Genomic DNA, 13,838 nt, shown 5'->3' with positions numbered 1-13,838 from the left:
GGCAAAACCCGGCTCACTTCAGCCAGTAAATCCGTGCAGTGCGGGTTGGCGTGAAATCACTAAAAGATGTCAGTTTAACTGAAATGCGCCAAACCGCTTTTCTTTACACTGATGATGTTGCGCAACACTGGGTTTATTTTGCCGGAAACGGCACAAACGCTATCCGTAAGAGATAGCAGACAGAATAAGGAGTCTGGAATGACAACAGCACAGGCGATGCCTGCCGTGCCGGTCCGGCAGGATGCACTGGTGATTGCACTGGTGGGGCTGGCACACAGTATTTCCCATTTTTTTCATTTGATACTCGCGCCTTTGTTCCCGTGGATTAAGGCGGAATTTGGCCTCAGCTACGCCGAGCTAGGCATGCTGATGACCGCGTTTTTTGTGGTCTCCGGCATTGGTCAGGCCTCTTCCGGTTTTGTGGTGGATAAACTCGGCGCACGCACCGTACTGTTTTTCGGCGTGTTCTGCCTGATGCTGTCTGCCATAGTGTTATCGATGGCAAACGGCGTCTGGATGCTGGCTGCCGGTGCGGTCATCGCCGGTGTCGGTAACAGCGTCTTCCATCCGGCAGATTACTCGCTGCTGAACCAGAAAGTCTCGCATCCGCGTTTAGCGTACGCTTTTTCTGTACACGGCTTAACCGGCAATCTGGGCTGGGCCTGCGCACCGGTGTTTCTGGTCGGCATTGCGCAAATTGCAGGCTGGCGTAGCGCTTTGTTGTCTGCCGCCGCATTACCGGCATTGGTACTGTGCCTACTGTTTGCTTACCGCGAAGTGCTGCAAACCAAACCGTCGCAAAAAGCAGTGCAAGGCGCGAAAGGCGGCGGGCTGGATTTTCTGAAACTGCCTACCGTCTGGATGTGCTTTGCCTTCTTCTTCCTGACCGCAATGGCACTGGGCGGCGTACACAGTTTTGCAGCAACCGCACTGCGCGAGCTGTACGGCATGTCGCTGAACGCGGCTACCTCCGCGTATTCCGCCTTTATGCTGGCTTCCGCTTTCGGTATGTTCGCCGGTGGCGTACTGGCAGCGCGTGGCGGCAAACACGACCGCACCATTGCAATCGCTTTCGTCGGCTCTGCTGTGTTCGCACTGATACTCGCCACAGGCGCAGGCAACGGCGCACTGGCACTGGCGCTGATGGCAGCGACCGGCTTCTGTACCGGCATCGCCGGACCATCGCGTGACCTGATGATTCGTGCCGCCGCACCCGCCAACGCAACTGGCCGCGTCTACGGCATCGTGTACTCCGGTCTGGACAGCGGACTGGCCATCGCACCGGTGCTGTTCGGTGTTTTCATGGACCAGCACATGGTCGCATCGCTGTTCATCGGCGTCGCCATTTTTCAGATACTGGCCATCGCCACCGCCGTCAACGTCGGCAACAACACCCGCGCCCGCCAACTGGCTGCACAAGCCTGATGACCTCTGAACCGCTGCTACCCCCCCTCAGCAGCACCTCTTCACCACCTTTTCAGCCGGAATTCGCCCCAAATGCGGATTCCGGCGTTTCGATTCGGCTGTCGTCGGCAGAAAATCTGGTTGTGTGAAATGCGGCACTTTTTTTGCAAAAGTTCAAAATTAAGTGATCAAAGTTTAAACTAATTTATTTTATTAATCTACTAAGAATTAATGCCAATTGTATTGGCAATATAATCAGGGGTTAGTTTTTTTATCCTTTCGTCTGAGATTTTTAGGTGATTCCAAACATACACAACATTATCTAATGTAAGCGGTAAAGTCGGCCTTAATTGATTTAGGAAGAAAATTAATTCTTTCCGATTAAGTCGAAATAATGATTTTGCTATATCTGGGTCAGAATTAAATAGTAAACAGAGTTCCTCCGACAAGTTAGGCGCAGTTCTCATCCGAATTCGATTATGTAACATTTCAGCCCATTTCTTAGATTTATAGTTTCTGTAGGCTAAGTCATCAAATATTTTCCGCATAGTCCATTCGGATGTTTCGATGGTTGCTATTATTCCATTTAGTGCACGACTTAAGTCATCTTGACCTACCCAGTTTTCCTTCGACTTATAGCGAAGATCATGCTCTACCTCATGCCAACCTTCGGAAAGAATGCTTCTAAGTTGGACTTCGAAAGTGCAGTCAATTGGTAATTTTCCAATATCTCTTTGCATATCAGCCATGTCTTCTGAAGGAACTTGAAAAACTAAATTGTGTCTAGTAACTGCAAACTGATCATTCCTTGGCAAGTCAACAGTTGAGGATGCTTCTTTGTGAGTGAATTCTTTATGTAAAAGTGCGGCTACAATTTCAACGTCTTCGGAAAAATAAACGGCAACCCTGATGCCAATCGCATCTTGTATTAACTTTCCGCCAATTGAATATTTCCCTTTTTCTTTGGATAGTTTCTTCTCTAAGGATTTATCATCTTTGCCTCTCGCGAATACGCGGCATAGAATTCCAACTCGCTGCAAAATACTTTCTACATTTCTGCGGAGCTTTTCTGCTGTGTGCTTGAAATTAGTTGCCATTTACGCTCCCAGTTCTACCGAGGATATCTCTGATTTCGAGGATTTTCTCGAAATTAATTTCTACAAAAGATGATTGATGAGGTACTCGTAATATATCTTTGCGCTTTAATACTGTGATCGTGTCCAATACTTCGCCATTCTTAAATTCACCCAAGCCTGCGCAAATGCCCTTAATTGGTCGATGTTTGTGTGTTACCGTGTCCCTACCCACTGGCCAGAACCTCTCTAAAACGGCGCGCTCAATTAGCTGCTGTCTATCAGGAGTTATGGAAATTGCAGTGGCTATAGTTGATTTGGTTAGCATTTCTATAATCGCATCATCACCGGTACCTCCTAGCTCATGAATTGGGCCGCCGGCATTTGATTCAAGGATGCTGCAGTCGTAATACTTACAGTTTAAAAAAGTGACATTGCTTAGATTTCTAAGATCAAAAGAGCATCGTCTAAAGACACATTCATTAAATTGAAAACTGTCGATCTTTCCCGCACCAATTTGAATATCTGTAAAGTCAATACCTTGAGCCTCATCATTTTTTAAATCAAAAGTAACCGATCCGAGTAACTTTGCGGAAAAATCTACTTTGTCTGAAGCAGAGAGGAATTCGAGTGATGATTCAAGGCTATGCCACAACTTCTCTTTTGCTTGAAAAGATCGAGGTTGATAAGAAATTACAGCGGGTTCAATAAACCGAAGGTCATCGCTTATCCATTCACGATCTTTAGTAATAACTTGCGCTACAAAGTGCCCAAATACAAATTCATTAACAAATCCTATCTTGTCGGGCTCTCTAATATTTCGATCTAATAGTGCATGACTTGCGAGTTTGTTTGCAACCTCATCTTTCGTAGGACGTTGTCCTGGTGGATATGAAGCTATTGCATCTTCAATTAATCTAGAATTATCACGAGCAATTTGATCAACTATGTAATCACGTGATTCTGATGTGTAGCCGAAATTCATCATGTCTTCGGCAATTGACTTTAAAATTCTTTGCTGACGAGCCTGACTTATTCGGAGATCTTGTCGAATGGTTTCCCTGTCTAGCATGAACTCAAAATACCTTTCAACAAGTTCATGCGGTTTTGAGGCGACTTCCGAAAATTTATCGTCTGAAATACATCTTAAATAAGATAAAAGTACCGGATTGGCGATATGTTCAACTTTTAATCCCGTATCACTTAATGCGGATAATCTAGATTCTGGCAGCCAGTCAGCGACACGAGGTTCACTTATTTTGATTCGTATTAAATCAAAATCGTCAGTATGTTTGTCAACCCAGTTGTGGAAGGCGTCACCTTCGAACAGTATTGTTCGACGTGTTGTTAGAACAATTTTCGCATTGCCAGTCAGGAATTCACCAATAGTCTCTAGCATTGGCTCATGATTCTCAAATTCACTGCCATCTTCGTTTTTTCGTAGCAGCTCGTCAAATCCATCAAGTATTGTAATGACACGTCCATTGCGCATTTCATTTTGAACGAGACGGGAACTGAGCATAGGAAACGTATGATCAATTTCATCGAGTAAAATATGCCGAAAAATGACAGCTTGTCGATTTCGAGCAAGCTCCGAAAATAACGGTAAAACACCGCCTTTTTTCGTTAACTTATTTACTAATTCGTAAGCTGCGCAGGTTTTTCCGAAGCCAGCAGCTGCTTCAATTAAGAAGAGTGTAGGTTTTTTTATTTCGATTCGTGATATTACTTCGTCAGCCGGTGACTGCATTCCCATTCGTCCATTTATCAAATAGGGAGCATTTATATATTCATATTTGGCCTCAGAAGAGAATACCGAAACTATTGCATTTGTGAATCGATGATAATCGTTAGATAAACGAGCTAAAACTGATTCAACAGAGAAAAATCCATTGAAAAGTTGTTGTTCTGCTTGCAGTGGAGACATGTATGGTCGTATCGTGCACGCAAATCCCGAATCGGAGAATTCTTTAAATGCTTGATCCGAGTTTGATTTTTGATTCGTAGGAACGATGTCGGCATTGTCAAAGTAGCCAGTCTTTAAAGTGAAAACTAACACTTCATCTGTCTCGTAAGATTTGGCGAGGGTGAAGCCGTATGATTTGTAGACTTCAGTTAATTTTTGCTTGAGATAGATATCCATGAGATTTCATTTTCGAAGTACGCTGCGAGATAGAGTCTATTGATCGGAAGCAGGATGTTGAAAAGTTTAAGTAACTCAGCTACTGGTAGGGTTTGTTAAAAAAACAATGGTTAGGATATCATGTTTTGCAAAAAATAGCATTGCTGTCTATCAATATTTCAGCGCCAATTCCTTTTGTCGTTGGTTGTGCGAAATAGGAAAAGTTGAAGTATATTGATATAAGTTTGATGTTTTAATTATTAAAATGCAACAATTTTATTTAATTTGATTGGATTAGATTAGATTAGATTAGATTAGATTAGATTAGATTAGATTAGATTAGATTAAATTTTAATGGGGAATTCGTAAGTAAAGTTAATTTTAATTTATTTTTAAGGATTTTTTATTTAAATTTTTTGTTTTTTTTGATATAAGATATATTTTTGCTCAAAATCGCGGTATTGCAAAATGGTTCTGGGTTGATTTATTGATTTTAATTTTGCGGCTTGTTCATCATGCTTCTGTTATTTTGATATCTCAATTTATTTGATGCCCGTCCTCATCTTTATGAAAAAATATCAGGTTTAGATCAGCGCAACATCACTATTTTCCACCCAAAATGCGGATTCCCGCACACCAATCTGGCGGTCGTCGGCAGAAAGTCTGGTTGTCCGGAATGGGCTGATGACGATTTCTGCAACATGGTCGGCGTCTGCGGCAGCGCAAATTTGAGTTGATGCTCTGGCGGCGGATGCGCCAACTTTCGGTAAACCATGGCAAACTGATGCGGAATCGTTAACTCAACCGCTAGGAGTAGCCATGGATTTTCAGACCTGTGATTTGTGTGATGCCAATGAAGACCTGATTGCGCGCGGTATCGTGCGTGCGTTGCCGCCGGTATTTCGTGATTACGGTGGCGTGCTGCGTTTTGCGGGGCAGGTGGTGACTTTGCGTTTGTTTGAAGATAACGGGCTGGTGCGTACTTTGCTGGAAACGCCGGGACATGGCCGCGTGTTGCTGATCGATGGCGGCGCCAGCCTGCGTTGCGCGCTGGTGGGTGGCAATCTGGGCAAGCTGGCGGAGCAGAATGGCTGGTCCGGCATTGTGGTCCACGGTTGCGTACGTGACAGCGCGGAACTGGCAGCTTGTGAAGTCGGCGTCAAAGCGCTCGGCACTATTCCTGTTCGTAGTATCAAGCGCGGCGGTGGTTTGCAGGATGCGGTGGTACAAATCGACGGTGTGCGCGTCGCGCCGGGAGAATGGCTGTATGCAGACGAGGACGGTGTGATTGTTTCCAGTCAGCCTTTGCATAGCTGAAGTATTTTGTTTTTGATGTTACGCAGCCGGCATGTCCGGCTGTTTGTTTTTGTTGTCAGTGCATGATTGAAATAGGTTGCTGCAGAGACAGTGTTCTTCATCCGCGCTACACTGCTTTTTTTTCTGATTTTCTTTGTTTGTGATGCCGGAAATGCTGACGCCAGCGATGTTGATTGATACCCACTGCCATCTGGACGCTTCTGAGTTTGGTGATGAAGCGGCACACATCCGTGCGCAGGCGCAGCAGTGTGGTGTGGCGCAGGTGGTGATTCCGGCGGTGCATCGCAATACCTTTGCGCAGGCGGCGGAAATGGCAGCGCGTTTGCCTGGTTGCAGTTATGCGCTGGGGATTCACCCCATGTATGTGCCGGTATCCGACGAGAGCGATATTGCGCTGTTGCGCGAGCAGATTGCGCAGCGGCTGCCGCAGGATGCGCGGCTGGTGGCGGTTGGTGAAATCGGGCTGGATTATTTTGTGCCGGCATTGCGTGAAGCGCCGCTGGCAGAGAAGCAGGAATGGTTTTACCGCGAGCAGTTAAAAATCGCACGTGATTTTGATTTGCCGGTGCTGTTGCATGTGCGCAGATCGCAAGATCAGATTCTGAAACATTTACGCCGGATTCCGGTGCACGGCGGCATCGCGCACGCATTCAATGGCAGCCATCATCAGGCGATGGAATTTATTAAGCTCGGTTTTAAGCTGGGCTTCGGCGGCACCATGACGTTTTCCGGTTCGCGCCAGATTCGCAGACTGGCGGCCGAACTGCCGCCGGAATCCATCGTGCTCGAAACCGATGCGCCGGATATTCCGCCAGCTTGGTTGCACGGTCAGCGTAATAGTCCGGCAGAATTGCCGCAGATTGCGCAGGTGCTGGCGGAATTGCGTGGCTGGACGCCGGAAGAAACCGCCCGTATCACAACACAGAATGCGATCGCGGCCATGCCACGGCTGGAGGCTTTACTGCGATGAGGCGCTGGGCTGCGGGATTTCTGGCTGGTACGCTGATCCTGCAGCAACAAGCGACACTGATCAACACATATGCAAATCAGATACTGATCGCGGTTTTATTTTTGCATGGGCTGTGGTGGTGGCTGCGGCGTCATACAAGGTTTAAATCCGATACCAGTACGGTTCAGCGCCGCCATCACTGGTGGTGTTTGCTGGTTTCGCCAATGCTTGGCTTGCTGGCGGGACTGAGCTGGGCGCACTGGCAAGCCTGTGACGCGCTGCAAACCCGATTGCCACAGGCGTTTGACGGGCAGGAAATTCAGGCGCTGATACAAATCGAGGGTTTGCCTTACCGCAATGATACTGGCTGGCACTTCACAGCGAAGTTGCTGCAGGCGGACTGGCCTGCGAATATCGACACATTCCATTCCCCGCAAAAACTCGGTGCAAACTGGTTTCCCCAACGCGAAGCCTTGCCGGAACTGATTTCCGGCCAGTGCTGGCAAATGCAACTGCGGCTGAAGCAGATTCACGGTACCGCGAATCCCGGTGGTTTTGACAGCGAACTGTGGGCGCTGGAACAGGGGCTGGATGGTGCGGCGTCTGTTCGCGTTGCCAGCCTGCGACCATGCAGCGATACAGGCTGGTCTGCGACAGCACAAATAGCACGCTGGCGGGCAAGTTTGCGCGACCGGATATATGCCGCGTTGCCGGAGCAGCGTTACGCCGCCGTGGTGGTAGCACTGGTGATCGGCGAGCAGCGCGGCATTTCGCAGGATGACTGGAGCATGCTGATGCGCAGCGGCATCGGGCATCTGATTTCGATCAGCGGATCGCATATCACCATGATTGCGGCACTGGTGGCATGGCTGTGCGGACAGATCTGGCGACGTTCTGCATGGTTGCCGCTGCAACCGGCATTGCCTTTGCGCTGCCCGACGCAACACATCATGCTGATTTCCGGTGTGATCACGGCCTGGCTGTATGTGGCGCTGGCGGGTTTCGGCGTGCCAGCACAACGTACCGCAATTATGCTGACGGTTGCGGCGCTGGCTGCATTCGGCGGTATTCCGTGGCGTTCCTCACAAATACTGGCGATGGCGTTGGCGCTTGTTCTGATGTGTGATCCGTGGGCGGCGATGTGGCCGGGATTCTGGTTATCGTTCGGCGCGGTTGCGGCTTTGATGGCGGTAGTACAACCGGATCCGGAGAAACCAGCAAAGAAAATGCACTGGCGGCAGAAGCTGATGCAGGCACTGCAAAGTCAGTGGGCGCTGATGGCGGCCATGTTGCCGGCGTGTCTGTTCTGGTTTGGTCAGTTCAGTCTGGTGAGTCCATTCACCAATGCAATCGCGATTCCGGTGATCGGCTGGCTGGTTACGCCGCTTGCGCTGTTTGGCTGTCTGCTACCGGACGCACTGGCAAAGCTGGTGTGGCAACTGGCGCATCTGTTGTTATCGTGGTTAATGCCATTGATGGAATGGATGGCGGCACCTGCGTGGGCAGTGTGGCAGCGTCCCGTGCCGGAATGGCCGTATTTGCTGCTGGCAACGGCGGGTAGTCTGATTCTGCTTTTACCGCGACGCTGGCCTTTACGCTGGCTGGGTTTGTGCGGCTGGCTGCCATTGCTGTTGCCGGTGCCATTGCAGGAAGCCGGATTGGTTGTCCGGTTTCTGGATGTAGGGCAGGGGATGGCGGTGCTGGTGGAAACGCCGCATCATCGCTTGCTGTACGACACTGGTCCTGCATGGAATGCCGGTGCAGATGCAGGTGCGCGGATTGTGCTGCCGTATTTGCAAAGCCGGGGAATTTCAAAGCTGGATGCGGTGATTGTTTCACATCAGGACACTGATCATTCCGGCGGTGCGGCGAGTATCGCAAAAAATATTGCCACGGCGCAGTGGTACAGTTCTTTGCCCGAACAGTATGCGTTGCAAGCTCGTATGCGTCCGCATCAGCGCTGCGAAGCCGGAATGCGCTGGCATTGGGATAGTGTGGATTTTGAGTTTTTACAACCGGCTGCGGTCAGTTATACCAGTGATAAATGGAAGCCGAATGCGCGCAGTTGTGTGCTGCGTATCGCTTATCGTGATCAGGTGATCTTACTGGCAGGCGATATCGAAGCGGTGCAGGAAGATGAAATGCTGCAAATGCTGCCGGACAAGTTACGCGCCAATGTCTTACTTGTGCCGCACCACGGCAGCGGCACGTCGTCAACGCCCGCATTTCTGCGAGCGGTGCAAGCGGAATGGGCGGTGTTTCAGCTTGGCTACAGAAATCGTTACCGGCATCCGCGCGCCGACGTGTGGCAGCGCTATGCGGATTTTGGAGTAAAACGTCTACGTAGTGACTCGGAAGGTGCGATACAGTTTGTTTTTTCAGAAACAACTGAAGTCAGCAGCTACCGGCGCGACCGGCCACGCTACTGGCAAACCCGCGCAGACGGGAGTGGAGACCATGAATAAACCCCGATTACATTTTTTGCACGGTAACGGTTTTCCGGCAGGCACTTACCGCCGGTTTTTATCGTATCTGGAACCGCATTACGAGATACAAAGCACAGAACGCATCGGACATCATCCGGATTATCCGGTGACGGATTGCTGGCCATGGCTGATTCAGGAAATCGCTACTGATTTGCGCCAGCGTTATCAGGAACCGGTGATATTGCTCGGCCATTCGCTGGGTGGTTTGCTGTCCATGCTGGTTGCGCATCAGCATCCGGAGCTGGTGAAAGCCGTGGTGGTGATTGATGCACCGATTGTGGCGGGTTGGCGTGCCGGTGTGCTCTGGACAATCAAAAAGCTGGGTGTCGATAAATACCTCTCACCGGCGCGCTTTTCTGAAGTTCGCAAACAGCAGTGGGAAAACCATCAGGCAGTGCATCAGCATTTCGCTGTCAAAGAAGTGTTTCAGGCATGGGAGCCTGAAGTGCTGTGGGATTACGTCCATGCAGGAACTGAAGTGAATGCTGATGGCGTAACTTTGCGCTTTCTGCGTGACATTGAGACGCGGATCTACCGCACCATGCCGCACCATATGGGTAAGCTGATTCATGAATGGCCGGATGTGCCGCTGGGATTTGTCGGCGGAACGGAATCAAAAGAATGTGGCATGGCGGGTGATCGCCATACCAGACGTTTAATGAAAGAGCATTACACGCTGATTTCCGGCGGGCACCTGATACCCATGGAGAAGCCGAAAGAAACCGCAGAAACTGTGCTGAAAATGTTGCAGAAAGTCATCAGCCAGTCGGCTGCCACACGTTAAAATCAGATCCTTGTACTTTCCGGATACCGATGATGATTTCCAAAAATACCGTTCATACAGTTTTTGCCTTCATGCTGATCAGCGCTTCCGGCTTAACTTTTGCGCAGGTCTTGCCTGACTGGCAGGAGTGGCAGAAAGTCAGCAGTCAGGGGAAATCGGAATGGATGGTGGAAGTTGAAAATGACAGCCTGTTGCTGAAGCGTGATGACCGCTTTTACACAGCTGGCGACCATTTAAGTCGTCGCTTCATGCTGCAATCCGGTACACAGGTGGTGGAATACGGCTGGCGACTCGGTCAGGATTTATACACGGGTTCGGATATCAAGTTGCCACCAGCGCAAATGCCGGTGATTGATCACCCGTATGCGGCATGGTTGTATGGCGGTGTCTGGCGTGAGCAAACCGATGCAACCGGACGCTCATGGAAAATCGGACTGGACATTGGCTGCCTTGGTCCGTGCGCCGCAGGCGAAAAGTCTCAGGAAGTTCTGCATAAAATTTTACGTCAGCCGCAAGCGCAGGGCTGGAGCACGCAGCTGAAAAACGAGGCGGGCGTGGTGTTGTCCGGCAGTTATTCTCCGGGGAAAATGCTGCCGTGGACTGGCGTTGAGTTTCGCCCGCTGGTCAAAGGCCGCTTTGGAAATATTTTTACCGATGCCGGCGTCGAGGCTGAATTGCGCGCAGGCAATCTGAATTTATTGCCAGGACAGCAAGCTTCCTATGCCTTTTTGCGCACGGAACTTAAATGGGTGGGCTATAACGCGACCGTGCAGGGCGGTTACTTCCGCAACCAGACGTTGCCTGTCCATATTCGTCACCGCGGCGGTGAAGTTGAACTCGGATATCGCTGGCAGGGTGCGCAGTGGGGCATCAATGCTTCCGTGGTGCGGCGTATGAATGAGATCCGGGAAATCACCGATGCAACCGGAAATCAGAATTTCGTCAGATTGCAATTTGCATATCAAAACTGAGCCGGAAATATGGCAGAATTCGCGGGTACTCGTGTACTCAGCCAAAGCTGATGTATAATTCCGATTTCCCGCTTGTGCCGTAGGGCACCTTCTGCAATGACAAAATTCGTTTTCGTTACCGGGGGCGTAGTCTCCTCTCTGGGCAAAGGTATTGCCGCTGCCTCTCTCGCCGCGATCCTCGAATCGCGCGGCCTCAAAGTCACAATGCTCAAACTGGATCCGTATATTAACGTTGATCCGGGCACAATGAGCCCATTCCAGCATGGTGAAGTTTTCGTTACCGATGACGGCGCGGAAACCGATCTGGATCTGGGACACTATGAGCGCTTCATCAGCAGCAAGATGAAGAAAGTGAATAACTTCACGACCGGTCAGATTTACGAATCCGTGATCCGTAAAGAACGTCGTGGCGAATATCTGGGTAAAACCGTTCAGGTTATCCCGCACATCACCAATGAAATCCAGGAATTCATCCATCGCGGCGCAGCAGGCGCAGAAATCGCGATCGTTGAAATCGGTGGTACCGTTGGCGATATCGAGTCCCTGCCATTCCTGGAAGCAGCACGTCAGCTGAGTCTGCGCGCTGGCCGCAATAATGCGTCTTTCGTGCATCTGACACTGGTTCCTTACGTTGCTGCTGCAGGCGAACTGAAAACCAAACCGACACAGCACAGCGTTCAGAAGCTGCGCGAAATCGGTATTTTCCCTGACGCGCTGCTGTGCCGTTCTGATCGTCGTATTCCTGACGATGAGCGCGCAAAAATCTCCCTGTTCGCAAACATTCGCGAAGAAGGCGTGATTTCCGTCTGGGACGCAGACACCATCTACAAGATTCCGCAAATGCTGCGTGCTCAGGGTCTGGATACCATCGTTTGTGAAGCACTCGGCATCAATCCTAAACCAGCTGATTTGTCTATGTGGGACAAACTGGTGTACGCGCTGGAAAACCCGAAAGAAGAAATCACCATCGGCATGGTTGGTAAGTATGTCGATCTGACTGAATCGTACAAATCGCTGACAGAAGCGCTGCGTCATGCCGGTATCCACACCGAAAGCCGTGTGAACATCGAGTACGTAGACTCCGAAGAAATCGAAGCGCAAGGTACAGATTCCCTGAAAAAATTCGATGCGATTCTGGTGCCGGGTGGTTTCGGCAAACGCGGCGTGGAAGGCAAAATCAAAGCTGCCCGTTTTGCCCGTGAAAACAAAGTGCCTTACCTCGGTATCTGCCTCGGTATGCAAGTAGCGCTGATCGAATACGCACGTAATATGGCAGGTCTGGGTCAGGCTAACTCGACTGAGTTTGATCCTGAAACACCGCAACCGGTTGTCGCGCTGATCGATGAATGGCAAAACGCTGACGGTAAAGTTGAGAAACGTGATGAAAATTCCGATCTCGGCGGCACCATGCGTCTGGGTGCACAGACCTGCGCAATCAAACCAAACACACTGGCATCAGAAATCTACGGCAACGTTGTGACTGAACGTCACCGTCACCGTTACGAAGCAAACAACCATTACCTGACGCGTATTGAGCAGGCTGGTCTGGTGGTTTCTTCCCGTACTGCGACAGAAGATCTGTGTGAAATCATGGAATTGCCACGTGACGTGCATCCGTTCTATATCGGCGTGCAATATCACCCTGAGTTCAAATCGACACCACGCGACGGCCATCCGCTGTTTATCGCGTTTGTCAAAGCAGCACTCGCTCAGAAGCAGTCCTGATATTTGCGCTGTAAAAGGAAAACAGTATGAAATTATGTGGATTTGAAGTCGGTCTGAACCAGCCTTTCTTTCTGATTGCTGGTCCGTGTGTGATTGAAACAGAACAAATGGCGCTGGATACAGCGGGTTATCTGAAAGAGATCACGACAGAACTCGGTATTCCGTTTATTTACAAATCCTCGTTTGATAAAGCTAATCGTTCTTCCGGTAATTCTTTCCGCGGCCTTGGTATGGAGCGCGGGCTGGAAATTCTGGCAAAAGTCAAACGTGAGATTGGCGTACCGGTACTGACCGATATTCACTCCACAGAAGAAATTACGCCTGTTGCAGCGGTAGTTGATGTGTTGCAGACACCGGCTTTCCTGTGCCGTCAGACAGACTTCATTGAAGCCTGCGGGCGTTCCGGTAAGCCGGTGAATATTAAAAAAGGCCAGTTCCTCGCACCGCGCGATATGGTCAATGTGATTGGTAAAGCACGTGCAGCAGCACGTGCTGCCGGTCTGAATGAAGATAATTTCATGGCCTGCGAACGTGGTGTTTCGTTCGGCTATAACAATCTGGTTTCCGATATGCGTTCGCTCGCAATCATGCGCGAAACCGGTTGCCCGGTTGTATTTGATGCCACCCACTCCGTGCAATTGCCGGGCGGGCAGGGCGTTTCTTCCGGTGGTGAACGTCAATTTGTGCCTGTGCTGGCACGCGCGGCAATCGCCGCAGGTGTTTCCGGTGTATTCATGGAAACGCATCCGAATCCTGCAGAAGCTTTATGCGATGGCCCGAACGCGGTGCCGCTGGGTCGCATGAAAGAACTTCTGGAAACGATGGCGGATCTTGACCGCGTCGTTAAGAAAACAGGCTTTCTCGAAGCTGATTTCTGATCCGCATTTGTAGCCGCTGTGGCTGCGAAAAACGCGGCGACAGCAGCATTCAGTCTGTCCGCCGCGTTTTTTATGCGCTTTTCTTTGTCGGTCAGACTGATTTCCGTAAGGTTTGTGTTTTCTTATTCA

The 13,838-nt window shown here is 50.0% G+C and carries 10 protein-coding genes; 8 read left to right on the top strand and 2 right to left on the bottom strand.

What is annotated here, in order from left to right; translation table 11 throughout:
* The first annotated feature begins 198 nt into the window (after positions 1 to 198).
* Positions 199 to 1,425 carry an MFS transporter gene (locus IE092_RS01675; RefSeq protein ID WP_189355269.1) on the top strand — a complete coding sequence of 409 codons (1,227 nt, stop codon included), beginning with the start codon at positions 199 to 201 and terminating at the stop codon, positions 1,423 to 1,425.
* Between the two features lie 200 nt (positions 1,426 to 1,625).
* On the opposite strand, the gene IE092_RS01670 is transcribed toward IE092_RS01675, so the two are convergent.
* Both IE092_RS01670 and IE092_RS01665 read right to left on the bottom strand, forming a co-directional pair.
* Complete coding sequence (locus tag IE092_RS01670; protein WP_189355268.1) at positions 1,626 to 2,501, bottom strand: RelA/SpoT domain-containing protein; 876 nt, start codon at positions 2,499 to 2,501, stop codon at positions 1,626 to 1,628.
* Entirely contained in the window at positions 2,491 to 4,620 is a 2,130-nt protein-coding gene (locus tag IE092_RS01665) for an NACHT domain-containing protein (RefSeq protein ID WP_189355267.1), read from the bottom strand. The genes IE092_RS01670 and IE092_RS01665 overlap by 11 nt, the downstream gene beginning before the upstream one ends.
* Positions 4,621 to 5,418: 798 nt before the next feature.
* Between IE092_RS01665 and rraA the strand changes: the two genes are divergently transcribed.
* The 7 genes from rraA (at position 5,419) to kdsA (ending at position 13,709) form a co-directional block, all read left to right on the top strand.
* Positions 5,419 to 5,916 carry a ribonuclease E activity regulator RraA gene (gene rraA / locus IE092_RS01660; RefSeq protein WP_189355266.1) on the top strand — a complete coding sequence of 166 codons (498 nt, stop codon included), beginning with the start codon at positions 5,419 to 5,421 and terminating at the stop codon, positions 5,914 to 5,916.
* A 166-nt stretch (positions 5,917 to 6,082) separates the two neighbouring features.
* Positions 6,083 to 6,886: a TatD family hydrolase gene (locus tag IE092_RS01655; RefSeq protein WP_189355757.1), complete on the top strand. Its 804-nt coding sequence runs from the start codon at positions 6,083 to 6,085 to the stop codon at positions 6,884 to 6,886.
* Positions 6,883 to 9,330, top strand: a complete 2,448-nt coding sequence (locus IE092_RS01650; RefSeq protein WP_189355265.1) for a DNA internalization-related competence protein ComEC/Rec2 — start codon at positions 6,883 to 6,885, stop codon at positions 9,328 to 9,330. Before IE092_RS01655 ends, IE092_RS01650 begins: the two co-directional genes overlap by 4 nt.
* A complete protein-coding gene (locus IE092_RS01645) occupies positions 9,323 to 10,135 on the top strand; it encodes an alpha/beta fold hydrolase (protein WP_189355264.1) in 813 nt (270 codons plus the stop codon). Before IE092_RS01650 ends, IE092_RS01645 begins: the two co-directional genes overlap by 8 nt.
* Before the next feature lie 29 nt (positions 10,136 to 10,164).
* On the top strand, positions 10,165 to 11,106 hold the full coding sequence (locus IE092_RS01640; RefSeq protein WP_189355263.1) for a lipid A deacylase LpxR family protein: 942 nt from the start codon (positions 10,165 to 10,167) through the stop codon (positions 11,104 to 11,106).
* A gap of 96 nt (positions 11,107 to 11,202) precedes the next feature.
* The gene (locus IE092_RS01635; RefSeq protein ID WP_189355262.1) at positions 11,203 to 12,831 is read left to right on the top strand and encodes a CTP synthase; all 1,629 of its coding nucleotides are present in this window, start codon (positions 11,203 to 11,205) and stop codon (positions 12,829 to 12,831) included.
* Between the two features lie 26 nt (positions 12,832 to 12,857).
* A complete protein-coding gene (kdsA, locus tag IE092_RS01630; RefSeq protein WP_189355261.1) occupies positions 12,858 to 13,709 on the top strand; it encodes a 3-deoxy-8-phosphooctulonate synthase in 852 nt (283 codons plus the stop codon).
* Positions 13,710 to 13,838 lie beyond the last annotated feature (129 nt).

Source organism: Cognatundibacterium squillarum, from assembly GCF_014652435.1.
In the GTDB taxonomy this organism is placed as follows: domain Bacteria; phylum Pseudomonadota; class Gammaproteobacteria; order Burkholderiales; family Burkholderiaceae_D; genus Undibacterium; species Undibacterium squillarum.
The sequence above is the reverse complement of the archived record's forward strand: the minus strand, read 5'-3'. Positions and strand labels throughout refer to the sequence as shown.

What these genes read in the sequence shown, in the direction of transcription:
- IE092_RS01675 (WP_189355269.1), top strand. Translation starts at nt 199, where the DNA reads ATGACAACAGCACAGGCGATGCCTGCCGTGCCGGTCCGGCAGGATGCA.
- IE092_RS01670 (WP_189355268.1), bottom strand. Translation starts at nt 2,501, where the DNA reads ATGGCAACTAATTTCAAGCACACAGCAGAAAAGCTCCGCAGAAATGTA.
- IE092_RS01665 (WP_189355267.1), bottom strand. Translation starts at nt 4,620, where the DNA reads ATGGATATCTATCTCAAGCAAAAATTAACTGAAGTCTACAAATCATAC.
- rraA (WP_189355266.1), top strand. Translation starts at nt 5,419, where the DNA reads ATGGATTTTCAGACCTGTGATTTGTGTGATGCCAATGAAGACCTGATT.
- IE092_RS01655 (WP_189355757.1), top strand. Translation starts at nt 6,083, where the DNA reads ATGTTGATTGATACCCACTGCCATCTGGACGCTTCTGAGTTTGGTGAT.
- IE092_RS01650 (WP_189355265.1), top strand. Translation starts at nt 6,883, where the DNA reads ATGAGGCGCTGGGCTGCGGGATTTCTGGCTGGTACGCTGATCCTGCAG.
- IE092_RS01645 (WP_189355264.1), top strand. Translation starts at nt 9,323, where the DNA reads ATGAATAAACCCCGATTACATTTTTTGCACGGTAACGGTTTTCCGGCA.
- IE092_RS01640 (WP_189355263.1), top strand. Translation starts at nt 10,165, where the DNA reads ATGATGATTTCCAAAAATACCGTTCATACAGTTTTTGCCTTCATGCTG.
- IE092_RS01635 (WP_189355262.1), top strand. Translation starts at nt 11,203, where the DNA reads ATGACAAAATTCGTTTTCGTTACCGGGGGCGTAGTCTCCTCTCTGGGC.
- kdsA (WP_189355261.1), top strand. Translation starts at nt 12,858, where the DNA reads ATGAAATTATGTGGATTTGAAGTCGGTCTGAACCAGCCTTTCTTTCTG.